The sequence below is a fragment of the Bacillus cereus group sp. BfR-BA-01309 genome (genome assembly GCF_022664315.1).
In the GTDB taxonomy this organism is placed as follows: Bacteria; Bacillota; Bacilli; order Bacillales; family Bacillaceae_G; genus Bacillus_A; species Bacillus_A mobilis.
The window spans coordinates 204,773-231,682 of sequence record NZ_JAKUHE010000008.1; the positions used below are offsets into that span (position 1 = coordinate 204,773).

Below are 26,910 nucleotides of genomic sequence, written 5' to 3' on the forward strand. Positions count from 1 at the left end.
ATGTAATTTCTGTGCACGAATAGATATAATAATCTTCGCTTTTATTGTAGGATCAGTCTTTTAGTAGAAATTACATATATACGACAAATTGTGACAAAGAAATACATGTACTTTTGTTATGCTATGAAAGTTATTGATTTGTAACGTATATATAGGAGGATTTTTCAATGTTAAAGAAATTGTTATTATGTGTACTTATGAGCTTATGTGTAATGGCTTTAAGTGCTTGTAAAGGTGATGAAGAAAAAGTAAAAGTAACAGAGGATGAGCAAAAAATAGATGAAGATAAAAAAGTAGCAGAGGAAGAAAAACGTAAACAAGAAGAGCAACAAAGAGCAGAGGAAGAAAAACGTAAACAAGAAGAGCAACAAAGAGCAGAGGAAGAAAAACGTAAACAAGAAGAGCAACAAAGAGCGGAGGAAGAAAAGCGTAAGCAAGAAGAGAAACAAAGAGTAGAGGAAAAACGTAAACAACAAGAGCAGAAGACTCAGCAACAACAGTCTATACAGCAAGAGAGAACACAAAAACAAGAAAAAACAACACAAGCAACAGGTGGGAAGCCAACAAGATCACAAATTTCAGTTGGTTCACATGTAGTTATTCAATTAGATAATGACTATAGTAAAACTGTAAGTGGTGTTGTGAAAGACATTTTAACGCATAGTGAAACACATACGTACGGCATTAAAGTTCGATTACAAGATGGACAAATTGGCCGTGTTCAAAGTGTTAACTAGTGAAAAAAATTGACGACTTTTCAAATAAATAAACGCTACAAAAAACCGGTTCTTTCGTAAAGAAACCGGTTTTTTTGTAGCGCTTTACTTAGCGTACGAAACTTGCGTTTTGTTGATGTCACCACACCTAAATCAAGTTATCACATACAAGGTAAAAGATGTTTTTATAATTTGAAAAACGAGGAAACGGACTTGGAGGGAGTATGTTTGAGGAGATTAAAAGGAAATGGTTTTTAAGTTTTGGCTATGGACCTATCCGCCTGCTCTAATTAACTAAAAGAAGAACTTCCCCATACCGATTAGACTACTAAGCATTCCGATTCCATTCATGGTGCCTTTTCCTGCTGTCAGTAAGTTTCCAAGCATTCCGTTATTCCCCCACCCCATGGGACTTACCTGTCCTCCCCATCCTGAAGGATTTCCAAAAATACCCCAGTTATTATTAGTATTAAAATGAAAAGGCTTGACTGGCGGTGATAGTAAAGCAGCAATATGACCTTGTGCGAACATCCCTGTATGATTGAATGGTTGGGGCCAGGAGAGGGGGTGTTTTTGAAAATTAAAACCTGCATGGCCTTGTAATGGAGCCCAATTAGCAGGATGTCCTTGGGGCATCATCCCTGCATAATGGATTGGCTGACCTAAAGAGAAGGGAGGGGGCCCGGGATTGAAACCCGTATAATTGGCTGGTGAATCCCAACCAAATGGATAGACTCGACAACTCCAATTCTCAGGAACCTTCAGACCATCGACGCTCTCAGCTTTAGTTATTTGAGGCTGTGAATGTAATGATGACATTGCAATTTGGTTATTATATTGCTCCCCGTTTCCATTTGAATTCAAATACCAATATTGGTGCATAAGCTTATTCCCCTCACTTTAAAAATGTAATGTTAGACTTAGCCTATGTAATATTCCTTTTTATGGATGGTTACATAACTAGATTTACAAGCCTGTATTTAAAGGAATAGGTGTATGAACTTGTTGATTTATTCCGCTATTTGTGGGCAGCAAGACATCTCTATCTCAAAATACAGCGAAAGCGGCTGCCTGTAAAAACACCACTGATTAAAGTATCACTTTATTTTAGAAGGTTATTTTCAGTCGCTCCTTTTGTTTAATTCAGCCTAATTTAATTTTGGTTAACAAACGCGTTTATAAAGGTTTAATCAATAAAAAAAATTAAAAATGTTATGTTGAGCAAGTTGAATTGCTAAAAAGAGAATATCTATTCGAAGAGTTTGGCAAAATACTGCAAGGACAATGTATTCTTGTGCAGATATGCAAACGATTTAAACGAATCAATGGAATTTATAATGAAGGGGCAAATGAATATATGAGTGAAACATTACATAAAAGACAACCACCATATTTAATGCTTGTAATCCTTTTTATTGGCGCATTTGTTTCATTTTTAAATAACTCGCTTTTAAATGTAGCCTTGCCATCAATAATGAAGGATTTAGACATTAAAGATTATTCAACGATCCAGTGGCTGTCTACAGGGTATATGCTTGTAAGTGGTATATTAATTCCGGCATCAGCATTTTTAATAACCCGCTTCTCCAATAGGAGCTTATTTATTACATCTATGGTGATTTTTATTTTTGGTACGGCATTAGCAGCTTTAGCACCGAACTTTGGTTTATTACTTACTGGCCGGATGGTTCAAGCAGCAGGTTCTTCAGTCATGGGACCTTTGTTAATGAATATTATGCTAGTAAGCTTTCCAAGAGAAAAAAGGGGAACAGCAATGGGGATTTTTGGGCTAGTTATGATTACAGCCCCAGCAATTGGACCGACACTATCGGGTTATATTGTAGAGTATTACGACTGGCGTTTGCTTTTTGAAATGATTTTACCGTTAGCGATCATTAGCTTACTGTTAGGGATTTGGAAATCGGAGAATGTCATGAGACAAAATAAAAATGCAAAACTTGATTATCTCTCATTACTATTATCTTCTGTTGGTTTTGGTGGTTTGTTATATGGATTCAGTTCTGCAAGCTCGGATGGTTGGACGAATAAAGTTGTTTTAACAACCTTAAGCATAGGCGCTATTGCCTTAATTGCTTTCATTATACGTCAATTAAAAATGAATGAACCGTTATTGGATTTACGTGTTTACAAGTACCCAATGTTTGCACTTGCGTCTGTAATTGCAATTGTCAACGCAGTGGCCATGTTTTCGGGCATGATTTTAACACCAGCTTATGTACAAAACGTCCGCGGTATTTCACCGCTGAGCTCTGGGCTGATGATGCTTCCAGGTGCGGTAATAATGGGGATTATGTCACCAATTACAGGTAAATTATTTGATAAATATGGCCCTCGTATTCTTGGTATAGTAGGACTTTCCATTACAGCTGTTTCAACTTATATGCTAGCAAATCTGCAACTCGACTCTAGTCACACACATATTATTCTTATTTACACATTGCGGATGTTTGGGATGGCGATGGTGATGATGCCGCTTATGACCAATGGCCTTAATCAACTGCCAACTCGCTTAAATCCGCACGGTACAGCTGTTAATAATACAGCTCAACAAGTGTCCGGTTCGATTGGTACCGCTATTCTTGTTACGATTATGAATTCTGTAACAAAAACAAAAGCTGAAAGTCTAATGGCGGATGTAGATCCAACAACCTTCACTGAAACTACGAAGGCAATATTAACTCAGAAGGCTTTATTATCCGGAATTCAATATTCATTCTATGTAGCGCTTGGCATGAATGTTGTTGCCTTACTATTAGTCTTTTTCGTTAAACGTGTAGATACAAGCGCGGAAGCTGTCGAGAGGTTAAATCGGTAGAGCAAAATAAAACTCTAGATAATGATTTCTACAAGTTTTTTGCTGATTAGACAGTCGTAAAAAGAGGGGGATTATCGCCCTCTTTTTTTAATTCTAATTTGGTGTCACTAACAAAGCTATTAGGAGCAATAGCGTTAGCGCATATTGAATTAGCTTTTAAGGCGCCGATAATGAAAAGAATTTCAATTAAGTTAACGTTGTACGTAGAGTAGTGCACCATATAGAACAAGAACGCTCCAATACATGAAGAACAAATATCACTAGAGGAATTTATCAAATTACATATTTCTTCTATAATGTATGGAATGAATTTTGCAGTAGAAAAACAATAGGTAATTCATTTGACAATTAAAATAACCTACTTTAATATATATGCCATAGCATATAATTAGTGAAACAAGCAAATGCACGGTGAATAATTGATATGCTATACCCTTTTATATTTTAATTTATCGAGGTGATATATGAACTTACATGATTTAATAGGCTATCTCGTTCATCGAACTGATGTGAAAATGACTAATTATTTTACTAAGAAATTAAAGCCTTTTGGAGTTACACCAGAGCAGTGGGGGATTATTAGTGTTCTTTGTAGCCAAAGGGGCACTACTCAAAAAGAGTTAGCAGAAGCTATTGATAAAGACCAAACTACTGTTGTAAGAATGATACAGTCAATGGAGAGAAAAGGGATTGTAAAGAAGGCTTTGAATGACCAAGATAGGCGTTCACACAACCTTTTTTTAACTGAAAAAGGTGACGAGTTAAAAAATACAATCTTGCCTGTAGTGAAAGACGCTCATCATTTCGTTACGAGTAATTTGAGCGAAGAAGAGATTAAACAATTACAATCATTATTAAACAAATTGTATGATACACGCTATTAATATTTGTTCCTTATTGATGCTATGCTATTTATAAGGAACACAATCCGTTTTATATATGCTATAGCATGTACTTTGTATCTCTTTAATATTGGAAAAGGGGAATTTACATTGAATCAGCCTCAATAAGGTAAGGGGTAGTGGCTACTATCTGAACAATAATGAATTTTTATGAAATAAATAAGAAAGATGTGATTACTATTTTAATATTCATTAATATTGTAAAAGTTGTTTTGTTTCTATTCTTTTTAATGACAGGTCCGAAAATTATATCTGGGAAAATGGCAGATGAGTTCAAACGATTTGGTTTACCTTCGTTTTTTAATTTCTTAACGGGAGCTTTTGAGATTGTAGGAGCAATTGGAATGTTGATAGGAATTTGGATTCCAATGGTAGCTTTATTGGCAGGATTGTTGTTAGGCGGTACGATGCTTGCAGCTGCATTAACTCTTATCGTATTAGCGAAAGATCCTTTTAAGAAAGCGATACCTGCACTTGTTTTGTTTGTTCTTAGTGTAGGGATAAGTTTGTATCATATTTTTTAAACATAATTTAAATCCGTTAAAATGTACGCGTTCAAGTTGTTATCATTTTGTAATTATTTTATAAAGGGGCTGTGAAAATGCAGGTGAAATCTTAAATGAATGCAGGAATAATCGCAGTACTCATTTAAGGTATTACATGCATTCGAATTGAAAAAAGGGGTGAGTGGAAATGGCATATTTATTACAAGTTGATTTTCCGTTTGAAGGTCCTTTTGGTGAAGAAATGGAAAAAGCATTTCGGGATTTAGCAAAAAGTATTAATGAAGAAGAAGGATTCCATTGGAAAATATGGACAGGGAATGAAGAAACGAAAGAAGCTGGAGGCATCTATGTATTTGAAGAAAAACAAGATGCTGACAAATACGCGGAAATGCACAAGAATAGACTTCAAGCATCTGGTATTAAAAATATTAGAGCAAGAATTTTTCACATCAATGAAAAGTTAACTAAACTGAATCGTGGTTATAGTAAATAATAAGGGCTACGGAATTCAAAAAAGAAGGGGGAATCCCTTCTTTTTTTGAATTGATTCTACAGAAAGAATAGCGTTTTTTTATTATAGGGGGCATCTCTTTTTGATAGTTTGATATCAATGTGACAATACCCCGTTATTATTTTTCAGACTTCCCTTGTTCTAGAATGTATGCTTCTTCTTGTTCCGGTGTCGCTAATTCATATGCTTGACCAGTACTGTTATTGTCCAATTTCCATAATAAATTATGCTCTTCAACGGATTGAGAGAAATCGCCTTCATACCAACGAACCAAAATCTTGAGGTACTGTTCTTTATGTTGTAAGGTTCCACTATTACTTTCATCAATTACTCGACGTACTGTTTCGATGTTTTCTGGAGTCATTTTAATAAATCCTTGCTTTTCGTGAGATAATACTTTTTGATGAGTCATTTTGTGCATTGCATTGATTATATGACGATCAGAATTGAGGTCAAGTATTACCTCTTCTCCTTTAATTTTCTCAGTCTGCTTTTCCTTAACGTCTGAACCTGCATACGTACCGACTTTGTAACCAGTAAAAATACCAACTGCTATAGCAATAACTAAGCTTAATGTGATTTTAATCCACTTTTTCAAACCTCGTACCCCCTTTACTGAAGTGTACCATAAAAGAAGAGCTCTATATCCCTATCTATCTGTTTAATCTACATAAAGCGTCATTATCAGTAGTCAGTGATACTTTACGAGGAACTGCTTGGTCTAGCATTCTCAAAAAAGAATGAGACTGGTGCGATGATTAAACTAGAGGATTTTGCTCTATTACTCACTCCTGATTATATTCTTAATGAAAAGCTTCAACAACATATAATCATTCTTAAGAATGTCATTGAAATGTACCAATAGATGTTAGTGCAGTAAACTAAATTGTGTTATGATGTGAGGAAATATAAAGCTATGTAACGGAGGGAATAACATGCCGCATGTTGTGTTTCGTGGAATTACTACTGAACAATTAAAAAGCATAAGTAAGCCATTAGTAGAAGAGCTCGCAGAAATCTGTGAGTGTGGTACGGATAATTTTACGTTGGAACTACCAAGTTCTACGTTTGTATTCAATGGAGAAGAAATAGAAGCGTTTCCTCTTATTGAAGTGAAATGGTTCGAGCGTGGACAGGAAATTCGTGATCGATTTGCCAAGGCCATTACTACATATGTAATGGATTTTGGACTTTCAGAAGTAGAGGTTGTATTTACGGTTTTCACAGAATCAGCGTATTATATTAACGGGAAGCATTGTGCAAGTTAGAGCTATTTGAAAGATTTTTATAACATTAAGAAAAGAAATAGGAGAGAATATCCTATTTCTTTTTATTTCTATAAAAAAATATAACTGCTAAATCTAAAGTAATGATAATAATTAGAAGAAATACTTCTATAAGTGCATCAGTTTTTCCGTTTAATAAAGACTTTATAAAGAAATCCCATTCTGTTTCATAGGGAGGCTCTGACCAATTTCGTTGCATTCCTAGCACTATTCCATTTATGAAAAAGATAATACTTAATAGAATTCTTCCAACAAATACGGCAACTACTTTTAAATTCCAATACTTTGTTTTGATTATATACAGAATAGGGAATAGTATAAGTATCCAAAAAATAATAATATAGATTGTATTGATTATTCTTTACTCCTCATAAAATACTTGTTTTTAACCCGCGAAATAAAGGTTTATCTCTCCGTCTCAAAAAACTCAATCCATTCTCCATCAGGACCAGCGAAGAATATGTAACGTGTTCCATCTGGTAATGTTTCAATTTCTTCTCCTAGTAAAAAGGTTATTTCGTGTTTCTTGAGTCTTTCGATTTCATCCTCTAATGAATCCACTTTAAAGCAAATGTGATGTACTTTTCCTTCTGCCGGAAGAGAAGAGTTGTAGCCTTCAATGAGTTCTAGTATCGTTTCCTTCGATTCTTCTACACCTAAAAAAGCGAGTTGTAAGTCTGGATTCGGGTGCCCCATACGTTTAATGAGCTGTAAGCCGACTACTTCTTCATAAAATGAAATAGATGTTTCTAAGTTTGCAACCATAAGTCCAACGTGTTCGATTCTTCTAACTGGCATGTAGATTCCTTCTTTCTGAAAATTATATACAATATATTATTGAAAATTAAGAAAATAATCAAGATAAAAACCTTACAAATTTTAGCGTGTTATATGGTATAGTGAGAAAGTATGTTTGGGGAGAAGGAAGGAGATTATACGATGAATACACCTACTCAAACTCCTTCATTATCGGCAACGATGAAAGAGTGGCATTATGCATTAGCGTATGAAATTAAACATTGGAAAACGATAGGTGGTAGTAAAATTTCTATCATGAACGGTCGTTTTTTATATACAGATTATGAAAGTACAGTATACGTATTTCAACTTATATCGGAAGTAAGCTTACCTGAAGGTTCACCGATTCGAATTGAGTTTGATGGTGAGGAAGCGACAGGAGAAGTATTATCTGTACACGGATTAGAAATAGAACTGAAATTAAATGATTATATACAAGGTGAAATACGAGAGGCTGTTTTATACAGTGAACCGTGGCAATTGTTAGAGCAACTACAAGAGCGATTGAAAGAGGCACATAAAGATAAGTTAAAACGTAATCGTATAAAGCGTCTTGTTGACGGGACGAGCAGTCCGAAACATATTGAGAAGATGAAAAATCTGAAAAATGAATTGGCGTATCGTTCGTTTTACAATCCGACAACGTACGTGTGGGGACCACCTGGAACAGGGAAGTCTTACAATTTATCACGTATTATTTCGGCGCATTATCAAAAAGGAAAATCGGTACTTGTATTAGCTCATAGTAATGCGGCAGTGGACGTATTAATGAGTGAAGTAACGAAGCAAATTGAGAAGAAAAAGAAATGGACGCCTGGCGAAATTGTTCGTTACGGTTATAGCCAGCATGATCATATACGAAATCATGAAACGTTGCTTGCATCGAAGTTAGTTGAAACGACGAACGGATCTTGGGGAGAAGAAAGACTCTATTTAGAGGAAACACGACAAGATCTTCGTGAAAAGATTTTATCATATAAAGCGACTTCTGCTGATAAGAAGCGTATACAAGAGATTGAAAGTGATCTTCGAAAGCAAAAAGCGAAAATTAAAGAAGTAGAAAAAGAGTACATTGAAAATGCGCAAGTAATCGGCGCGACCTTGTCGAAATGTGCCATTGATTCACTGATTTATGAGCGCACATTTGATTTAGTTGTTGTAGATGAAGTGAGTATGGCATATGTTCCGCAAATCGCATTAGCTGCTTCACTTGGAAAACGCATTGTCGTATGTGGTGACTTTTTACAATTACCTCCAATTGCGATGGCGAACCATGAACTCGTTCGAAAATGGCTCGGGGAAGATATGTTTTACCATGCCGGCATTGTTGAGTCTGTTAATAAATCAGAAGCACATCCGAACCTCTTTATGTTGCAGGAACAAAGACGTATGCATGCGGATATATCTAAGTTTACAAATTCATTTATTTATAAAAATAGAGTGTATGATCATCCGTCTGTTTCAGACCGTAAAGAACTTGCGCAATTGCAACCATTTGCAAATGAGGCGAGTGTTTTATTTGATACGAGTCTAATGGGTGCCTTTTCGTTAAAAGACGCTGCTTCAGGTTCTCGTTTTAATATTATGTCTGGTTTAGTAGCGATGCAAATGATGTTAATCGGACTGTTAGATGGTGTTCAATCGATCGGTGTTGTTACACCTTACAGGGCACAATCCCGCTTTTTATCAACGTGTATCAGGGAAATATTGCAGAGAACGAAATATCAAAACATACCTGTTTTAGCAGCGACGGTTCATAAGTTTCAAGGGTCTGAAAGAGATATGATGATTTTTGATACAGTGGATAGTTATCCGCAAGAACGACCAGGCGTGTTATTCTTTGACCATAAAAATCATCGCCTCGTCAATGTTGCAGTGACAAGGGCAAGAGGGAAGTTCATTCAACTATCAGATTGTCATTATATGCGTAAAAACCTTTCGAGAAAACAAGCGTTATCACAATTAACAGCTCATATAGAACGTCACGGAGATGTGTATGATCGCACAACATCAAGACAATTGTGGGAGCGGAAAATTTCGAAACGTTTACGCTGGTTTATGGAAATGAATCTTGAAGAGCCGAAAGTGTTATTAAAAGATATTTTAGCTGCAAAACGAAAGATTATTATTTCACTTCCAAGCACAAAGCAAGTGGATAAACGAGTATGGCAAGCGTTAATGCGTACAAATGCGCAAATAACAGTGTATAGTGATGGACCAGTTCCGTTAAAAAATGTAAAGTTACAAAGACAAAACAAAGCATTCCCGTTTATCGTAATCGATGATGAAATCTTCTGGGCAGGAGCGCCACTCACATCTCAAATGATGTTTGAAGGTAGTACGGAATTTCCATACGTATGTGCAAGGCTGCAAGCACCAGAAACAATTGGTGTATTAAAAGGGTTTTTAGATATTCGGTAAATTCGGATAGGAATTCCTTGACTTTTAATCGGAATGAACTTAGAATGAATGTAATTTAATATAATTTTATGAAAATTCTTATCAAGAGAGGTTGAGGGACTGGCCCTATGACACCTCGGCAGCAGATTCGTTATGAATACTGTGCCAATTCCAGCAAGGTAACTTGAAAGATAAGAAAGAAGCTCATTTTGACTGTATATGCAGAAGCCTCTTTCTATCTTTTAGAAAGAGGCTTTTTTATGTGAAAATATAAGGGGGAAGAAAAATGGGAGCGACAGGAGTAACGTCAAAAAGAAAAACAATTGAAGAGAGTATTGAAAGAAATAAGGAAAAGTACATAGAAACAAGTCACGATATTCATGCGAATCCGGAGATTGGTAACCAAGAGTTTTACGCATCAAGAACGTTGAGTTTATTACTAGGAAGCGCAGGTTTTCAATTACAACACAATATAGCTGGACATGAAACAGGTTTTATCGCGCGAAAAAGTTCAGGAAAACAAGGACCAGTTATCGCATTTTTAGCTGAGTATGATGCTTTACCAGGACTTGGTCATGCGTGTGGTCACAATTTAATTGGCACAATTAGCGTTGCGGCAGCGATCGCATTATCAGAAACGCTTGAAGAAATTGGCGGGGAAGTTGTTGTGTTTGGTACTCCGGCTGAAGAAGGAGGACCAAACGGTAGTGCGAAAGCGAGTTATGTAAAAGCGGGCTTATTTAAAGATATTGATGCGGCACTTATGATTCATCCGAGCGGAAAAACAGCGACAACGAGCCCTTCACTAGCAGTCGATCCACTTGATTTTCATTTTTACGGAAAAACAGCTCACGCCGCAGCTTCACCAGAAGAAGGAATTAACGCATTAGATGCGATTATCCAGCTGTATAACAGTATTAATGCACTTCGCCAACAACTTCCGTCAGATGTGAAGATTCATGGCGTTATTACAGAGGGCGGAAAAGCACCTAACATTATTCCTGACTACGCTGCAGCAAGGTTCTTCATCCGTGCAGCAACGAGAAAAAGATGTGCGGAAATAACAGAAAAAGTAAGAAATATCGCAGAGGGAGCAGCATTAGCAACAGGTACGAAAGTGAAAATTCATCAATTCCAAAATGAAATCGATGAACTACTCGTAACAAAAACATTTAATGACGTCGTAGCCGAAGAACTAGAATTACAAGGTGAGGACGTAAATCGTAAAGATAGATTTGGCATCGGTTCAACAGACGCAGGAAACGTAAGCCAAGTCGTACCGACCATTCATCCGTACATTAAAATTGGTCCAGACGATTTAATTGCGCATACGAATGAATTTAGAGAAGCAGCTCGTTCAGAATTAGGAGATAAAGCGTTAATTACGTCCGCAAAAGCACTAGCAAATACAGCGTATCGATTAATTACGGAAGAAGGGTTGTTAGAGAAGGTGAAGGAGGAGTTTAGAGAGGCACAGAGGAATCAGGGGTAAGTGAGCAGGAGAAGTATCTCTGGATTTTTTAGTAGGAAATTGAATGAAAAAAGAACCAGCCATAGGCTGGTTCTTTTTATATTATATAAGAATTTTTCCACATACACTCGGTATCTTTAGCTTAGTACCCTCTTATCAGAACGACAATTTCTCCTCAAACTCACTCTTTAAAACAATTAAAGGAGACGATAATCCAAATTGCATTAAAGAGTCTAAAAATGCAGCGAGGGAATCCATCGAATTGCTCATGACCTTCATCATATAATTAAATTCCCCGCTAATTCGATATAAATCAGTTACTTCAGGAGCGGCATTACAATATTGGATAAAATCAGAGCATTGGCTCGTTTTAAACATGATGAATGCTTGGATGTTCTTATTAATTTTAGAAGGCTCAAATTTCGTTCGGTATGCAGCTATAACGCCTTGATCTTCAAGCTTGTTAATGCGTTCTTTTACAGCAGGCTGCGTCATGGATATAATACGTCCTATTTCTGAAACAGAAATTCTCGCATTTTCATGCAACAAGTTCATAATTTTATGGTCAATTTCATCTAGTTTTACTGTGTTTTGCATTGGATAGCACCCCTTTTTATTTTCTAAAGTAAATCGTAAATTATAACTATAATATCATAAGTCAAGGGACTAAATTACCTATAAATCTATATTTAAAATTATTAGTATTTACATAAAAATATAAGTATAGGATTTATTAAACGAAAATGTAGGAAGGATGGAAAAAATGAAGAATCTTGATGGGAAAGTAGCGGTAGTAACAGGGGCGAGTCGAGGCATTGGCCGTGCGATTGCGATGAGATTGGCGAAAGATGGTGCATTAGTTGCAGTTCACTACGGCCGAAATAAAGCAGCTGCAGATGAAACAATTAGTGAGATTGAATCTAATGGAGGAAAGGCATTCTTAATTGAAGCGGATTTCAATTCAATTGATGGTATCAAAAAGATAGTAGAACAATTGAAGAATGAATTACAAATAAGAGTTGGTACATCAGAGATTGATATTTTAGTAAACAATGCAGGGATAGGTACACAAGGAACAATTGAAAATACGACAGAAGAAGTTTTTGATGAAATTATGTCTGTAAATATTAAAGCACCGTTCTTCTTAATTCAGCAAACATTACCATTACTACGAGTAGAAGGGCGTATTATTAACATTTCATCAGCCGAAGTACGACTTGGCTTTACTGGATCAATTGCATACGGTTTAAGTAAAGGAGCATTAAATACGATGACACTTCCCCTAGCTAAGCATCTTGGAGAAAAAGGTATAACAGTGAATACAATTATGCCCGGATATACGAAGACAGATATTAATACGAAATTGCTAGATAATCCAGAAATACGAAATTTTGCTACGAATTCATCTGTGTTCGGACGAATAGGGCAAGTTGAAGATATCGCAGATGCAGTCGCATTCCTTGCTTCTTCGGATAGTCGCTGGATAACAGGGCAGATTTTAGATGTTTCTGGTGGGTTTTGTTTATAGGGGCACTACTTCATACACATCACCCTAAATTAAAATTTTCTTTCTCTACAGATAGTTACTTTGAGGAGTCAGCTTATTTTTTTCGTTTTGGAAAATTTATTTTTCTTAAGTTGATAGGCATGGGGTACCGCCACACAACCATCAACTTAAGGATTTAGACTATTTTTGAAATTAAAAGCACATTACTATTCTCTTATGTTAATCAGAAAGGGTGACGTGCTTTTTATGAATATGCACCAAAAAAAGAGTTATCTTTATTTGCCGAAGCGTTATATCGATTTTTTTCATTTGGGGGCATTTGGTTTTCTTAGCTTGATGGTGATGGGGCACTACTCTATAATGGTCAAATTAAAATTTAAAACAGTTATAGAGACTCCATTCCTCGGGAACATTGTAACCATTAAGTTGTAAAGAGAACCATAGTTTTTTATTTTTGAAAAGGCTATGGTCCTTTTTAGCTGTAGCAGAGATATGATGTGAGGAAGTTTTTATAAATCAAAAAAAGTTGATTAATTAGTTGCATAATAAATTAATCAGCGTATATACTATAAATATCAAAAAAAATTGATGAAGGGAGAATGAACTAAAATGGCGCAAGATTTTCAGCTCTATGAGAAAAAATTTAAAGCGTTGGCAGATCAGAAGCGTTTAGAGATTATGTATGAACTTTGTCAGCGAGGACAGACTTGTGTATGTGATTTAACAGAGGTTTTTGACATGACGCAATCTAAGTTGTCCTATCATTTAAAGATCTTATTAGATGCAGGTTTAATTGTAAAAGAAACAAAAGGTACGTGGAGTTATTATGATTTAAATGATGCGGAAGTAAATAATTTATTATCAGAAGAATTGTGCTGTATTTTTAGAAAAACAGGCAAAGGTAGTTGCTGTTAAAATTTTGTACTATTAATCAAAAAAAATTGATTAATAACATATAAAGAGGAGGAATAAGCTATGAGATATATTCACGTTGGTATAAATGTTACGGATTTAGAGAAGTCTATCGAATTCTACGAAAAGGTATTTGGTGTGTCACCAGTTAAGGTGAAAGTAGATTATGCAAAGTTTTTATTAGAGACGCCAGGACTTAACTTCACGCTGAACGTAAGAGATGAAGTGAAGGGAAATCAGGTAAATCATTTCGGTTTCCAAGTGGATACTGCTGAAGAAATTACGTTACATAAAGAAAGATTAGAAAAAGAAGGTTTCTTTGCGCGTGATGAGATGGATACGACTTGTTGCTATGCGGTTCAAGATAAGTTTTGGGTAACGGATCCTGACGGGAACGAGTGGGAATTCTTTTATACAAAAGCACAGAGTGATGTTCATAAAATTGAAGATCCATCTTGTTGCACGACTTCTAACGTAGTAGAAAAAAATTCTTGTTGTTAATAGGAGATGGAAAATAAAATGAAACGTTTATCTTTTCTAGATCGATATTTAACACTATGGATTTTTCTAGCTATGGCTGTTGGGATTGGTTTAGGGTTTGTATTTCCTAGTGTAGTAGACGGACTGAATACATTACAAGTTGGAACAACGTCTATCCCGCTAGCTGTCGGTTTAATTGTCATGATGTATCCACCATTAGCAAAGGTTCGTTACGAGGAAATGGGCCGAGTATTTAAAGATGTAAAAGTATTGGTTTTATCTTTAGTACAAAACTGGATTATTGGACCTGTACTTATGTTTGTTTTAGCAATTATTTTTCTTCCGGATAAGCCAGAATACATGGTCGGACTCATTATGATTGGTTTAGCACGTTGTATTGCAATGGTAATTGTTTGGAACGACCTTGCAGATGGGGATAAAGAGTATGCAGCAGGTTTAGTGGCTTTTAACTCAGTATTTCAAATGTTATTCTTCTCCGTTTATGCATACGTGTTTGTAACAGTCATTCCAGAATGGTTAGGAATTGAAGGGGCTATTGTCGATATTACAATGGTAGGAGTGGCAAAATCCGTATTTATCTACTTGGGAATTCCTTTTATAGCAGGCATGTTGACACGCTTTGTACTCGTTAAGTTAAAAGGAAGACAGTGGTATGAAAAGGTGTTTATACCGAAGATTAGTCCACTTACATTACTGGCACTACTATTTACAATCATCGTTATGTTCTCTTTAAAAGGGGAGATGATTGTTAGCGTACCACTAGATGTAGTAAGAATAGCGATTCCGTTATTAATCTATTTTATTGTGATGTTTTTTGTTTCTTTCTTTATGGGAAGAAAAATTGGTGCAAACTATCCAGTGACAACAACGTTAGCATTTACAGCAGGTAGTAATAACTTTGAGTTAGCGATTGCTGTAGCAGTTGGTGTGTTTGGTATTCATTCAGGCGCAGCATTTGCAGCTGTTATCGGGCCATTAGTTGAAGTACCTGTAATGATTGCCCTTGTAAACGTCGCTTTTTGGTTTAAGCGTAAATATTTTAATAATCAACCAGTATAATTTAAAAACAAAGGCGGAAAACAACGTGGAAAACAAAAAGACAATCTATTTCTTATGTACAGGAAATTCGTGCCGAAGCCAAATGGCAGAAGCATGGGGGAAACAATATTTAGGTGATAAGTGGAATGTATATTCTGCAGGAATCGAAGCACACGGAGTAAATCCAAATGCTATTAAAGCGATGAAAGAAGTAAATATTGATATAACGAATCAAACATCGGATATAATTGATGCAAACATTTTAAATAATGCTGATTTAGTCGTTACGCTTTGTAGTCATGCGGATTCTGCTTGTCCGTCGACACCTCCACACGTAAATCGTGTTCATTGGGGATTCGACGATTCAGCAGGAAAAGAGTGGTCTGAATTTCGACGTGTTCGTGATGAAATTGGAGAACGGATTAAAAGATTTTCTGAAACAGGGGAGTAAAGTAAAGAGTCAATCTCTATTTATAGGGATTGGTTCTTTTTTATTTTATATTTCATTAGTTTAAAACAACTATTAAAACGAATAGAGAATATTCTGTCATGATGGTAAAGTTAGAGTAGGGCAGTTTCAGGGGGGCATAACATATGATTTCTGAATTAAACATGAATGATTTTTATAAATGTAACGGTTTAGTAAATGAAAAAGGGCAATTAGAAGTGAAGGCTGTAATTACAGGGGTGAATCCTGGTCGTATATTTGTAGATAACATCTATTCTCCTAATTCAGGACTTATTTGGTTAGGGAATAACGATGGCTTCTTTTTTATAGGAAGTGCAGAAAATGAAAATTTTAATAATGAAATGAATAGTTTTATTGATAATGTGATAGAACCTGAGGCGAGAAAGGCTGGACTAAATTGCTTTGAAGCAATTGGTAATCATTCAAAGTGGAATAAAACAATCGAAAAAATATTTCAATATCGTAAATTAAAGAGTTGGAATCAAAGAGTGTATACGCTAAAGGAAGAGGATTATGAGGGGAATCATGAACCTAAAATTGAACAAGGGTATACAGTGATAAAAATGAGTAAAGCTCTCTATGAAAATCAAGGGAATGTATTGAAGAATATTGAATTTTTACAATCAAAAATTTTAGAGTTTTGGTCCTCACTTGATGAATTTTTTAACGAGGGAATAGGCTATTGTATAGTTTTTGACAACATGATTGTAAGTGTATGTTTTTCGGGGTTCGTTTTTGAAAATATACATTGCATAGATATTGAAACGATAGAAGATCACCAAGGGAGAAAATTAGCTCAAATGATAGCTCATAGTTTTGTAAAAGAATGTTTGGAGAATAATATCATTCCATATTGGGACTGTATGGAAATAAATAAGCCTTCTGTGGCCGTTGTAGAAAATGTAGGTTTTACAAATGTTTTTAATTATGTAGGATATTATTTTCCTTTTGAGTAAATTAAGTGTATGTTACAAACCATCATCAAAAGTTTTTACATGTAAGGAGAATAGGATGAAACAAATAATAAAAAACATATTAATAAACTACTTTAAAGAAATTCATACATTAGTAGTTGAAGAAGAACTACATAAGAACAGTTGGCATACAGATTTACACTATAAAATCATGGTGAATGGGAATCGGTATTCCGCACGGTTTATAAATAGCGATCGAACAATCAATCCGGCCTTTGGGACGTTATCAAATGAACAATTGAAAGAGCAAGTACGGTTTACATATCATTTAAGAGAGCATGGAATCCCATTTATGCAGATTAAGGAGAATAGGGAGGGAGATTTCTTTACATTACTCACTTGGAATGAGGAACAGTACCGGTTTGTATTATCTACTTGGATGGAAGGGGAACATATTACTCATTGTACAGAAACGATGGCAGAGGTTTTTGGAAAGAAAGCAAAAAAGATACATGATATTTCTAGTACATTTCAAAGCTCGACTTTTCAAAAGAAAGCTCATTTAGATGGATATGGTGAATTTATAAAGCTATTAGAAAATAAGGGTGGTACATGTAAGGAATTGCGAGGATATATAGATCTCGCTAAGTATCATATAGAATGCGCACATGCGAGTGATTTGGAGTTTATTGTTCAAACTGATTTAAATCCTTTAAATGTTATATGGGATACAAATCAATGTGTAAAAGGAATTATAGATTTTGAATCGATTGGATATGTTGATCGTATTGAAGGATTAGCCTTTTTAATAAAATGGTATTCCCGGACAGAAGGAATAGAGTCACATGTAGTATGCACGGAAGTTGCTAGAGCATTTTTAAAAGGGTATGGAGCTAATAACATTTTAACTTTAAATGATTATAAAAGACTTTCTTCACTACTATGGTTATCCGGTAGTCTAAATTGGAACTTCGTTAAAAAGACGATGAGTCTATTAGGTGACGAGAGAAAAATAGAGGAACATTTGAGAGTTTATAAAATAAGGGGAGAAAGACTGTCGTCATTGTTAATTTGTAGATAACATTTATTCTTCTAATTTGGGATTCAAGAAAGAAACCATGTGAGGTGTTCAAAAAATGAAAATACAAATTGTATTGTTTGATGGTTTCGGAGAGCTTGTCTCCTTTGCTCCTTTTGAAGTATTGAAAAGAGCAATTGAAGAAGGGGCTCCGTTTACAGTTGAATTCGTAGCAAGTGAACAAAAACAAGAGGTTACTACTTCGTTTGGAGTGACGATTACACTACATGATTTTTTACGAATGGATAATCGTCCAGATTTGTTAATTGTACCTGGTGGTGGCTGGAATCATAAAGCTGAGAACGGGGCACGAAAGGAAGTTGAGCTTGGTACTTTAACTAAAATCATTAGAGAGATGCACAATGAAGGAACAATTGTTGCGGGAGTTTGTACTGGAGGTATGTTACTAGCTGCATCCGGTATATTGAATAATAAAAAGGCGACAATGCATCATTTGGCGCAGAGTGAAATGAGTGAATATGGAGCAGAGCTTCTTCCTTACAGAATTGTAGATCAAGGAAATGTTATTACTGCAAGAGGAGTTACTTCAGGAGTTGACTTAGGACTTTGGATTACGGAAAGGTTCGCAAGCTCCAAAATTGCAGCTGCTGTTGAATATAGAATGGAATACGAGCGGCGAGGTGTTGTTAGTAGGGAGTCATAATAAAAATAATACGTCATGTAAATCTAAAATATTTATGGAAATAGAAAGTCCTAGTTATCGTGTATGAGTAAATGGTAGCCATATGTGGATTCACTTATCAAGGACCTAAAATATAAAAAAAGCAGGAAATCACGAGTGATTTCCTGCTTTTTTCGTCTATAAAACTACTGTTCTTACAGTTGGGGTTTTCATTATACTCACAGTAATAAGGAATGCAATTTAAAAGCTAGATTTCTTTTTCTGCCATTACCATATTAATGCGATCTCGTTAACACCATAAACAAAGTAATGAACGAAAAAGCAATTAACGCTAAGAAGGGGATCGTTATAAAACCGAACCAATTAATATAATCGACATTACAAGGGACACCTTGCACGCACGGGTTAATCTCTGAAACGCCAGGGATTTTTTGTATTGCATAGTGATAAAGTGAAATACTCCCGCCGATAATAGAAATTGGTAATACATATTTTTTCATATTCTTTTCATTATAGAACGTTGCAATGCCTAAAATAATACAGAGCGGATACATCATAATTCGTTGGTACCAACACAATTCACACGGTATGAACCCAAGAATCTCACTGAAAAATAGACTACCTAGTGTCGCAATCATTGATACAATCCATGCAAAATATAAAGTGTAATTACGCCATTCAAAATTCTTTTTTGTCGTACTCATCATTTTTTGTCCTTTAATGCTTTTTCAATTAAATTTTTGATTTGTTCATAATCATAAGGATCAGACAACATCGTTCCATTTATGGCAATGCTCGGTGTTTGTTCTACACCGTAATCTTGCGTTAGTTTTTCATCTTTATTTACTTCTTCTTGCGCTGTTTGTTTTTTCAAATCTTCTTCAAGTTGAACAGCATTAATACTTGGTGTATATGTTTTCGCAATTTCTAATAGTTTTTCAGGAGTAATCCATGGATCATCGTGATTTGCTGGCTGTGCGTTAAATAATTCTTTATGGAAGCTCCAATAGGCTTGAGGGTCTTGTTTATAAACAGATTCAGCAGCTAAAGCAGACAATTTAGATTCCGTTCCGTGGAATAAAACATTTACATATGAAAATTTAACTTTCCCTGTATCGATATAGTCTTTTTGAAGCTGAGGGAAGATACGCTCACCCCATGCTTTACAAGCAGGACACTTAAAGTCGCCAAACTCAATAATAGAGACTGGTGCATCTTCTTTTCCTAAAGTAGGTTGCTTGCCGATAGGGTGTAAATCTTTTATTACTTTATTTGTAGCAACTTTATCTTCTTTATTGAATACGACGAAAGCTGTAATAGCAGCGAAAAGGATTAATGTGGTAAGTAGCAATAATTTCATGTGAGAGCTTTGCTTTTTTTTCATATAAACACCTCGGATTTTTTAGTTTAATAGAAACATAATAGGCGGTTTTTATTTAGCGAATTCTTTTAATGTCACGGATCATATCTTCATACGGTGTGTTTTGAAGGCCTGAATATTTCTTCACAACTTTCCCATCTTTATCTACAAGATAAAAGCTTGTACCATGTATAACTTGTGTATTATTGTCTGGTTTCGTTACAAGTGTTTGGAAGTTATCTTTTGCAAACTTTTCAATTTCTGGTCGCGTATAACCTGTTAAAAAATGAGTTCGCTTCGCATCCATTTCGTAGACCTTCATAAACTCTGTTATTTTTTCAGGTGTGTCCACTTCAGGGTCTACACTAAACGATACAAACTCTACATCTGTAATACCTTCTTTTTGCAACATGTTTTGAAGTTTTGCCATATTAGCTGTCATAGGAGCGCAAACGGTTTCACAACTTGTAAAAATAAAATCGGCTACCCAAACTTTATCCTTCAATTCAGATGAACCAAACTTTTTGCCATTTTGATCTGTAAATGTAAACTTTTCTACATCCCAATCGAGTGAATCTCTTAATTTACTATCACTACATGCTCCTAAAATCGTAATGATAGAAATAAGCATGAGTAATGTAATGACACGCATTTTTTTCATATGTACATCCTTTCAAAATTTATTTAAGGTACGGAGCTACTAGGTAGCCCCGCATCTTATTATTTGTTTCGTAATAAACGCATACTGTTTAGGATTACAATAAGCGCAGCGCCTGTATCACTTAGTACAGCCATCCAAAGAGTAAGCCAGCCTGGGAAGATAAAGGCAAGGGCAATAAATTTAATAATCAATGAGAACCATATATTTTGTTTAATAATGTGCAATGCTTTCCGGCTAAGTTTCATCGTATACGGAAGTTTTTCAAGATTATCTGCCATTAATACAATATCTGCCGTTTCCATTGCTGTATCAGTTCCAGCACCGCCCATAGCAATTCCTAGATTTGCAGTAGCGAGGGCAGGGGCATCATTAATACCGTCCCCAACCATAGCTACTGTTTTTCCTTCAGATTGAAGTTGTTTTACAGCATGCACTTTGTCTTCTGGAAGTAAGTTAGCAAAATAACGATCTACTTTTGCTTTTTGTGCAATATGTTCAGCTGTTCCTTCGTTGTCTCCTGTTAACATAACAGTTTCCTGAATACCTGCTCGTTTTAATTCTTGAATCGTTTCATAAGTAGTAGAGCGAATGGAATCCGCTACTGAAATCATTCCTAAAATAACTTTGTTCGTTCCAACAAGTATCACGGTTTGACCAATTCTTTGCATCTCTCGAACTGGTTCATTCCACATTTGAAGCGAAATTCCAAACTCTTCATATAATGCTTTATTTCCAGCGTAGTATGTTTCGCCATCTATTGTGACTTGCGCACCTTTCCCTACAATAGCGCGGAAGTCCGTTCCACTTTGGATAGAAATTTGATGCTCCTTAGCATATGCTGTAATGGCTTTTGCAATGGGATGATTAGAATATTCTTCAATTGTTGCGGCAATTGATAATAATTCATCTTCCGTATAATGTAAGATTCGCACATGCATTACTTTTGGTTTTCCTTCAGTCAATGTACCTGTTTTATCAAACGCAATAGCATTTAATGCACCTGCAATTTCTAGTGCAGTACCACCTTTAATGAGTACACCGTTTCTTGCGGCATTTCCTATTGCAGATACGATTGCAACAGGAGTTGAGATAACTAAAGCACAAGGACACGCAACAACAAGAAGTTCTAACCCTTTATAAATCCATTCCATCCATTCGCCCATACCAAGAAGGGGAGGGATGATCATGACACCGATTGCTAATACAAAAACGATAGGTGTATAGATTTTTGCGAAACGATCCACAAATGCTTCTGTCGGTGCTTTCTTTTCCTGTGCTTCCTCTACAAGGTGGATAATTCGAGATAACGTAGTATCCTCAACGAGTTTAGTTACTGTAATCTCAAGTGAACCTTCCTCATTAATCGTCCCCGCATATACGGAATCACCAATTTGTTTATCAATTGGGATAGATTCACCAGTTATCGGAGCTTGGTTTACAGTAGAAGTACCGCCTGTAACTGTGCCGTCTAATGGGATCTTTTCACCAGGTTTTACAACAATTGTTGTACGCACTGCAATATCATCTACAGATTTTTTTATAAGTTCAGTACCAACTTGTACCCAAGCTTCTGACGGTGCTAAATCAATTAATCCGCGAATAGATTCTCGTGTACGTTCAATTGATTTATTTTGTAAAGTTGCACCTAATGCAAATAACCAAACAACGGTTGCACCTTCTAGCCATTGACCAATTAATGCAGCACCAATTGCAGCTGATATCATAAGAACATTCATATCAAGTGATTTACTTCTAATTGCATAAAAGGCGCTTTTAGCGGGTTTATAACCACCGATACCGATACTCGCCGCATAGAGAAGTGTAATAAGAAGAGGTGATATGTTTGTAAAACTTCCTCCAAACCCTAAAGCTAAAAATAATCCTGAAAGAATTAAAGTTGTATTTTTAGCTTTTTGAACAGGAGCGGACCCTCTGCGGGCTCCTGCTAAGGAAGCCCCAAACCCTGCATTAGACACTTCTTTTATAATGTCATCCACATCGCGGTCATGACGAATATGCATTTTTCCAGTAGCAAAGTTTACTCGAACTTCTTCTACGCCTGAAACATTTTGTAGATGCTTTTCGATTGTTAAGGCACATGCACCGCAATCCATTCCGTCCACTACGTATGTTTGTACACCGTCTCCTACTATTTTCTGAGTAGCACGAGGAGGAGATGGATCTTCGCATGAGTTGTCACTACAGCAAGAAGACTTTGATGTCGTTTGTTCTTTTTCTTGAGCTAATTCAGATGAACAGCAGGAAGAGCTATTTTCTGTTTTTATAGAATCATTGTTACTACTACAACAAGAGGTTTCCTTCGTGATAGAGATAATTGGAATCTCTTTTTTAGAGGAGCAACATGACGAATCTTCTATTTCTTTTTCAGTACTACAACAAGAGGTTTCCTTAGCAATAGGAACAATCAGAATCTCTTTTTTTGAAGAACAACATGGTGAAGTTTGTTTTTCCTTCCCGTTCTTATTTGTCATGACAGTTTTCTCCTTTTTGAGATAAACAAGCATCGTTTTTATCACATGACGCTACTTCATTTTGTACTTCATGAAAAACGACATCAAACATAGTGAGTAACTGTTCAATTTGCTTATTGCGTAAGGAATAGTGGACGTATTTTCCTTCCTGTCTACCTAGAATGATTCCGCATCCTTTTAAACAGTTTAAGTGCTGAGATATATTTGACTGATTTCCTTGCGTGATTTCCACAATTTCAGATACTGTTTTTTCACCATCCATCATACATTGAAGAATTTGTAATCTTGTTTTATCAGCAAAGCCACGGATGAACTTGGCTTTTACATCTGAATCATTTGAGTTGCACAATTGTATCCTCTCCATTCGTATTAGTAATTACTAATATGTTATTCTTTATTCATATTAGCATTGGCTAATATGTGTGTCAAAATGAATTGAGAAAAGTTTAATATTTTTGTTTTTTAGAGGCAAGTTTTCACGATATATTCATAAAGTAATAAAAAGCGGTTTACAAATTTGCATCTAGCTTATATAATTTGACTCATATAAAAAAGTTTCCTCGAGGAAACTTTGGTGTGAATTTACATTCGCATTATATTTTTTTATTTAAAAGTTGCCTTAGTGCAAAATAATTATATAGATGAAAAAAAGAAAGGGGAATGCATAAAAAATGGATGAGGCTATAATTGTCAAAGATTTGTTTGTATCTTATCAAGGGAATCAAGTAGTTCAAAATGTTTCCTTCGATATTGAAAAAGGGAAACTCGTTGGAATTATTGGTCCAAACGGAGCGGGAAAATCTACTTTAATGAAAGCTGTTCTAGATTTAATCCCAAATGATAAGGGATACGTTCAAGTTCTTGGAGAGGATATTCGGAGCGCTAGAAAACATGTTGCTTATGTACCACAAAGAAGTGATGTAGATTGGGATTTCCCGATTACAGTTTCAGATGTGGTGCTAATCGGAACGTATCCATCTTTAGGGATGATGAAAAGACCGAAGAAAGGGCATCGAGATTGGGCTTTTGAATGTCTAAAAAAAGTCGGTATGGAGGAATTTAAGAATCGTCAAATTGGTGAGCTTTCAGGTGGGCAACAACAACGTGTCTTTTTAGCGAGAGCTTTAGCGCAAAAGGCGGAAATCTTCTTCTTAGATGAACCGTTTGTTGGAATTGATGTAACAAGTGAAGAGACAATTATTAAAATTCTTAGAGAATTACGCAAAGAAGGAAAAACGATTGTTGTTGTACATCACGACCTAAGTAAAGCAGAGTCCTATTTTGATAAATTACTATTATTGAATAAGAGCTTAATTCATTACGGAGAAGTAAGGCAAGTATTAGAACCAACTGTTATGTCAAAAGCGTATATAAATCACGGCATATTGTTTAATAATGCAGCGGAGGTACATTCATCATGAAGATTGTAGAATTTATAGATGCGTTAACGCAGTACAGTTTTCTGCAGAAGGCGCTATTAACTTCCGTTATGGTAGGCGTGATTTGTGGGGTAATAGGATGTTTTATTATTTTACGAGGCATGGCATTAATGGGTGATGCAATCTCACATGCTGTTCTTCCCGGAGTAGCGCTTTCTTATATGATTGGTATGAACTATTTCATAGGGGCTGTTTTAACTGGTGTTATTACTGCAGTTGGAATTGGGTTTGTAAGTCAAAATAGTCGAATTAAGCATGATATGGCGATAGGGATTATGTTTACATCTGTTTTTGCCGTAGGGATTATTTTAATTACCTTTATGAAGAGTAGTTCTGATTTGTATCATATTTTATTCGGGAATGTCCTGTCAGTTCGTTCTTCTGATATGTGGATGACACTTATTATCGGAGTAGTCATTATTGGGCTTGTGATGTTGTTTTACAAAGAATTACTCGTATCTACTTTTGATCCAACGATGGCGCAAAGTTACGGATTACCGAACAAATGGATTCATTACGGCTTAATGATTCTACTTACAATGGTTACAGTTGCATCGCTTCAAACTGTAGGAATTATTTTAGTTGTCGCCATGCTTATTACACCAGCGGCTACAGCGTATTTATTAACAAATCGTTTATGGGTCATGATTTATTTAGCTGCAGGTATTGGTGCTCTTTCATCTGTAGTAGGGCTATATTTTAGTTTCTCTTATAATCTTGCTTCAGGTGCAACAATTGTTCTTGTCGCAACATTCTTGTTCGCATTAGCATTCTTTTTCTCACCGTCACAAGGTTTGTTTTGGAGAGCTATCAAAATTAGAAAAAATAGAGCAGAGTTGTCATAATTGATTGGAGGATAAAGATGAAATTTAAAAATGTTTTATTATCGATACTTTGTATTTTCGTATTTGCATTAACAGCGTGTTCGAGTAACACCAATGGAAAAGAAGAGGGTAGTGGAAAATTAAAAGTTGTAACTACATACTCCATTATATATGATATGGTGAAGCAAATTGGTGGAGATAAAGTTGAGATTCATAGTCTTGTTCCGATTGGAGCTAACCCGCATGAATATGATCCACTACCAAAAGATGTTATGAAAATGACAGATGCAGATATGGTATTTTACAATGGGCTAAACCTAGAAGAAGGCGGAGCATGGTTTAAAAAACTATTAAAAACGGCAAATAAATCAGAAAAAGATGCACCTGTTTATAAAGTAAGTGAAGGTGTAGAAGCTATTTACTTAGAAACAAAAGGATTAGAAAAAGAACCAGACCCACATGCATGGATGAATATTAAAAACGGTATTGCATATGCTGAAAATGTGAAAAAGGCATTAATTAAAGAAGATCCTAAAAATAAAGAGTTCTATACTAAAAATGCCGACAAGTATGTAGCAGATCTTCAAAAGTTACACGATGAGACAGTGAATAGAATTCATCAAATTCCTGAAGAAAAACGTTTCTTAATCTCTAGTGAAGGTGCTTTTAAATACTTTGGAAAAGCATATGATATGAAGACGGGATACATTTGGGAAATTAACTCAGAAAACCAAGGTACGCCAGACCAAATTAGAGATGTTGTAAGTGTAATTCAAACAAACAAAGTGCCAGCGTTATTTGTTGAAACAAGTGTAGATCGACGTAGCATGGAAACTGTTTCAAAAGAAACAAACGTGCCGATTGCAGGGACAATTTTTACAGACTCACTAGGTAAATCAGGTGAGGACGGAGATACGTATTTGAAAATGATGAAATGGAATATAGATACAATTATTAATGGGTTACAAAAGTAAATAAAATGGTTTTGTTAGATGGTGGTTATCATCATGGTAAAATGAATGCAAAATATTTTGCGGAGCTATATAAAGGTGAGAAAGAAGGAGAGTGCCCACCTCGGTCATTAGAAGAAGAAATCACCCATTATGAGAAAGATTTTGATGAATATATTTTTGACAGTAAAGAAGCGTTCATCCAATCAGAAAAAATGGTTTACACTAGATGGTCGCCATTAATAGAGCGTGCGGTTTATGATTTAATGAGAGAAGAAGATAATAAAGTGAAATGGCATGCTACTGGCGATACCGCTAGAAGTGTAATTAAGTTTCAATATACGGTGTATAAGACATTGAAATCGCATAAAATTAAAAACGATATTTTACTATTGTATTGTGATCTTCCAGATAATTATTTAGAAATAAGAGAATTGTAGATCGCGGAATTTAGGAAGCATATTGATATTACGCCTAAGCTTTATACAAATACAGGGCACTTAATGCATTGGGATAGACCGGAAGAGATTGCCGAGGATGTTTTACATTGGTTCATATAAAGAAGGTCCGTTGTTCGAATTTGAGCAACGGATTTCCTTTTGAAAGACCTAATGTAGTTGTTATAGCCAGTTCCTTGTAAATAGACATAATAAAACCTAGTGATAAGTTCAAAAGGTTGTAAGCCTAATATTCATG

The 26,910-nt window shown here is 35.6% G+C and carries 29 protein-coding genes, 1 pseudogene and 1 riboswitch; of the genes and pseudogenes, 20 read left to right on the top strand and 10 right to left on the bottom strand.

Annotated elements, in window-relative coordinates; genetic code table 11:
- Nucleotides 1-167 precede the first annotated feature (167 nt).
- Entirely contained in the window at nt 168-737 is a 570-nt protein-coding gene (locus MR115_RS17125) for a YwbE family protein (protein ID WP_242242085.1), read from the top strand.
- 273 nt (nt 738-1,010) lie between these two features.
- Here the strand turns inward: MR115_RS17125 and MR115_RS17130 are convergent, their stop codons facing one another.
- Nucleotides 1,011-1,598 (bottom strand): hypothetical protein, encoded by a 588-nt coding sequence (locus tag MR115_RS17130; protein ID WP_242242086.1) that lies wholly within the window; start codon nt 1,596-1,598, stop codon nt 1,011-1,013.
- Nucleotides 1,599-2,073: 475 nt separating this feature from the next.
- Here MR115_RS17130 and MR115_RS17135 point away from each other — a divergent pair, with 475 nt between their 5' ends.
- The 4 genes from MR115_RS17135 to MR115_RS17150 all read left to right on the top strand — a co-directional run bounded on the left by MR115_RS17135 (nt 2,074) and on the right by MR115_RS17150 (nt 5,453).
- Complete coding sequence (locus MR115_RS17135) at nt 2,074-3,552, top strand: MDR family MFS transporter (RefSeq protein WP_242242087.1); 1,479 nt, start codon at nt 2,074-2,076, stop codon at nt 3,550-3,552.
- A 464-nt stretch (nt 3,553-4,016) separates the two neighbouring features.
- Entirely contained in the window at nt 4,017-4,436 is a 420-nt protein-coding gene (locus MR115_RS17140) for a MarR family winged helix-turn-helix transcriptional regulator (protein ID WP_097818675.1), read from the top strand.
- A gap of 191 nt (nt 4,437-4,627) precedes the next feature.
- Nucleotides 4,628-4,978, top strand: a complete 351-nt coding sequence (locus MR115_RS17145) for a DoxX family protein (RefSeq protein WP_242242158.1) — start codon at nt 4,628-4,630, stop codon at nt 4,976-4,978.
- A 169-nt stretch (nt 4,979-5,147) separates the two neighbouring features.
- A complete protein-coding gene (locus MR115_RS17150; protein ID WP_242242088.1) occupies nt 5,148-5,453 on the top strand; it encodes a monooxygenase in 306 nt (101 codons plus the stop codon).
- Nucleotides 5,454-5,589: 136 nt separating this feature from the next.
- Here the strand turns inward: MR115_RS17150 and MR115_RS17155 are convergent, their stop codons facing one another.
- Complete coding sequence (locus MR115_RS17155) at nt 5,590-6,069, bottom strand: PRK06770 family protein (protein ID WP_242242089.1); 480 nt, start codon at nt 6,067-6,069, stop codon at nt 5,590-5,592.
- Nucleotides 6,070-6,406: 337 nt separating this feature from the next.
- Here MR115_RS17155 and MR115_RS17160 point away from each other — a divergent pair, with 337 nt between their 5' ends.
- The gene (locus MR115_RS17160; RefSeq protein WP_242242090.1) at nt 6,407-6,739 is read left to right on the top strand and encodes a DUF1904 family protein; all 333 of its coding nucleotides are present in this window, start codon (nt 6,407-6,409) and stop codon (nt 6,737-6,739) included.
- 52 nt (nt 6,740-6,791) lie between these two features.
- Here the strand turns inward: MR115_RS17160 and MR115_RS17165 are convergent, their stop codons facing one another.
- A complete protein-coding gene (locus MR115_RS17165) occupies nt 6,792-7,115 on the bottom strand; it encodes a hypothetical protein (RefSeq protein ID WP_098585838.1) in 324 nt (107 codons plus the stop codon).
- A 47-nt stretch (nt 7,116-7,162) separates the two neighbouring features.
- A complete protein-coding gene (locus tag MR115_RS17170; protein WP_061677736.1) occupies nt 7,163-7,555 on the bottom strand; it encodes a VOC family protein in 393 nt (130 codons plus the stop codon).
- Nucleotides 7,556-7,666: 111 nt separating this feature from the next.
- Here MR115_RS17170 and MR115_RS17175 point away from each other — a divergent pair, with 111 nt between their 5' ends.
- Both MR115_RS17175 and MR115_RS17180 read left to right on the top strand, forming a co-directional pair.
- Nucleotides 7,667-9,976 (top strand): AAA domain-containing protein, encoded by a 2,310-nt coding sequence (locus MR115_RS17175; RefSeq protein ID WP_242242091.1) that lies wholly within the window; start codon nt 7,667-7,669, stop codon nt 9,974-9,976.
- A gap of 75 nt (nt 9,977-10,051) precedes the next feature.
- Nucleotides 10,052-10,153: riboswitch (SAM riboswitch) on the top strand.
- A gap of 88 nt (nt 10,154-10,241) precedes the next feature.
- Entirely contained in the window at nt 10,242-11,447 is a 1,206-nt protein-coding gene (locus tag MR115_RS17180) for a M20 family metallopeptidase (RefSeq protein ID WP_242242092.1), read from the top strand.
- Nucleotides 11,448-11,582: 135 nt separating this feature from the next.
- Here the strand turns inward: MR115_RS17180 and MR115_RS17185 are convergent, their stop codons facing one another.
- Entirely contained in the window at nt 11,583-12,023 is a 441-nt protein-coding gene (locus MR115_RS17185) for an Lrp/AsnC family transcriptional regulator (RefSeq protein WP_242242093.1), read from the bottom strand.
- 166 nt (nt 12,024-12,189) lie between these two features.
- Here MR115_RS17185 and MR115_RS17190 point away from each other — a divergent pair, with 166 nt between their 5' ends.
- The 8 genes from MR115_RS17190 to MR115_RS17225 all read left to right on the top strand — a co-directional run bounded on the left by MR115_RS17190 (nt 12,190) and on the right by MR115_RS17225 (nt 18,509).
- A complete protein-coding gene (locus tag MR115_RS17190; RefSeq protein ID WP_242242094.1) occupies nt 12,190-12,954 on the top strand; it encodes an SDR family oxidoreductase in 765 nt (254 codons plus the stop codon).
- 588 nt (nt 12,955-13,542) lie between these two features.
- Nucleotides 13,543-13,848: an arsenical resistance operon transcriptional regulator ArsR gene (arsR, locus tag MR115_RS17195; RefSeq protein WP_025708626.1), complete on the top strand. Its 306-nt coding sequence runs from the start codon at nt 13,543-13,545 to the stop codon at nt 13,846-13,848.
- A 60-nt stretch (nt 13,849-13,908) separates the two neighbouring features.
- Nucleotides 13,909-14,346 (top strand): ArsI/CadI family heavy metal resistance metalloenzyme, encoded by a 438-nt coding sequence (locus tag MR115_RS17200; protein ID WP_098870648.1) that lies wholly within the window; start codon nt 13,909-13,911, stop codon nt 14,344-14,346.
- An 18-nt stretch (nt 14,347-14,364) separates the two neighbouring features.
- Nucleotides 14,365-15,405 carry an ACR3 family arsenite efflux transporter gene (gene arsB, locus MR115_RS17205; RefSeq protein ID WP_242242095.1) on the top strand — a complete coding sequence of 347 codons (1,041 nt, stop codon included), beginning with the start codon at nt 14,365-14,367 and terminating at the stop codon, nt 15,403-15,405.
- A gap of 25 nt (nt 15,406-15,430) precedes the next feature.
- Nucleotides 15,431-15,835 (top strand): arsenate reductase (thioredoxin), encoded by a 405-nt coding sequence (gene arsC, locus MR115_RS17210; RefSeq protein WP_242242096.1) that lies wholly within the window; start codon nt 15,431-15,433, stop codon nt 15,833-15,835.
- A 143-nt stretch (nt 15,836-15,978) separates the two neighbouring features.
- Nucleotides 15,979-16,809 carry a GNAT family N-acetyltransferase gene (locus MR115_RS17215; protein WP_242242097.1) on the top strand — a complete coding sequence of 277 codons (831 nt, stop codon included), beginning with the start codon at nt 15,979-15,981 and terminating at the stop codon, nt 16,807-16,809.
- A 55-nt stretch (nt 16,810-16,864) separates the two neighbouring features.
- Nucleotides 16,865-17,848: a phosphotransferase enzyme family protein gene (locus tag MR115_RS17220; protein ID WP_242242098.1), complete on the top strand. Its 984-nt coding sequence runs from the start codon at nt 16,865-16,867 to the stop codon at nt 17,846-17,848.
- Nucleotides 17,849-17,903: 55 nt separating this feature from the next.
- The gene (locus tag MR115_RS17225; protein WP_242242099.1) at nt 17,904-18,509 is read left to right on the top strand and encodes a DJ-1/PfpI family protein; all 606 of its coding nucleotides are present in this window, start codon (nt 17,904-17,906) and stop codon (nt 18,507-18,509) included.
- Between the two features lie 254 nt (nt 18,510-18,763).
- Here MR115_RS17225 and MR115_RS17230 read toward each other — a convergent pair whose 3' ends face one another.
- From MR115_RS17230 to MR115_RS17250, 5 genes are read right to left on the bottom strand one after another with little or no spacing between them, the layout of a single operon-like run.
- Entirely contained in the window at nt 18,764-19,195 is a 432-nt protein-coding gene (locus MR115_RS17230; RefSeq protein WP_242242100.1) for a disulfide oxidoreductase, read from the bottom strand.
- Nucleotides 19,192-19,872 (bottom strand): DsbA family protein, encoded by a 681-nt coding sequence (locus tag MR115_RS17235; protein WP_242242101.1) that lies wholly within the window; start codon nt 19,870-19,872, stop codon nt 19,192-19,194. Before MR115_RS17235 ends, MR115_RS17230 begins: the two co-directional genes overlap by 4 nt.
- Before the next feature lie 52 nt (nt 19,873-19,924).
- Nucleotides 19,925-20,509: an SCO family protein gene (locus tag MR115_RS17240; protein ID WP_242242102.1), complete on the bottom strand. Its 585-nt coding sequence runs from the start codon at nt 20,507-20,509 to the stop codon at nt 19,925-19,927.
- A 59-nt stretch (nt 20,510-20,568) separates the two neighbouring features.
- On the bottom strand, nt 20,569-23,001 hold the full coding sequence (locus MR115_RS17245; RefSeq protein WP_242242103.1) for a heavy metal translocating P-type ATPase: 2,433 nt from the start codon (nt 22,999-23,001) through the stop codon (nt 20,569-20,571).
- Nucleotides 22,991-23,350: an ArsR/SmtB family transcription factor gene (locus tag MR115_RS17250; protein WP_000336202.1), complete on the bottom strand. Its 360-nt coding sequence runs from the start codon at nt 23,348-23,350 to the stop codon at nt 22,991-22,993. Before MR115_RS17250 ends, MR115_RS17245 begins: the two co-directional genes overlap by 11 nt.
- Nucleotides 23,351-23,672: 322 nt before the next feature.
- Here MR115_RS17250 and MR115_RS17255 point away from each other — a divergent pair, with 322 nt between their 5' ends.
- From MR115_RS17255 to MR115_RS17270, 4 genes and pseudogenes are all read left to right on the top strand, one after another.
- Nucleotides 23,673-24,422, top strand: coding sequence for a metal ABC transporter ATP-binding protein (locus MR115_RS17255; protein WP_242242104.1), 750 nt, complete (start codon nt 23,673-23,675; stop codon nt 24,420-24,422).
- Nucleotides 24,419-25,285 (top strand): metal ABC transporter permease, encoded by an 867-nt coding sequence (locus MR115_RS17260; RefSeq protein WP_000706185.1) that lies wholly within the window; start codon nt 24,419-24,421, stop codon nt 25,283-25,285. The genes MR115_RS17255 and MR115_RS17260 overlap by 4 nt, the downstream gene beginning before the upstream one ends.
- Before the next feature lie 17 nt (nt 25,286-25,302).
- Entirely contained in the window at nt 25,303-26,238 is a 936-nt protein-coding gene (gene mntA / locus MR115_RS17265) for a manganese ABC transporter substrate-binding protein/adhesin MntA (protein ID WP_242242105.1), read from the top strand.
- Nucleotides 26,232-26,774, top strand: a pseudogene (locus MR115_RS17270) (alpha/beta hydrolase); the annotation flags it as partial. The gene mntA and the pseudogene MR115_RS17270, both read left to right, overlap by 7 nt.
- Nucleotides 26,775-26,910 lie beyond the last annotated feature (136 nt).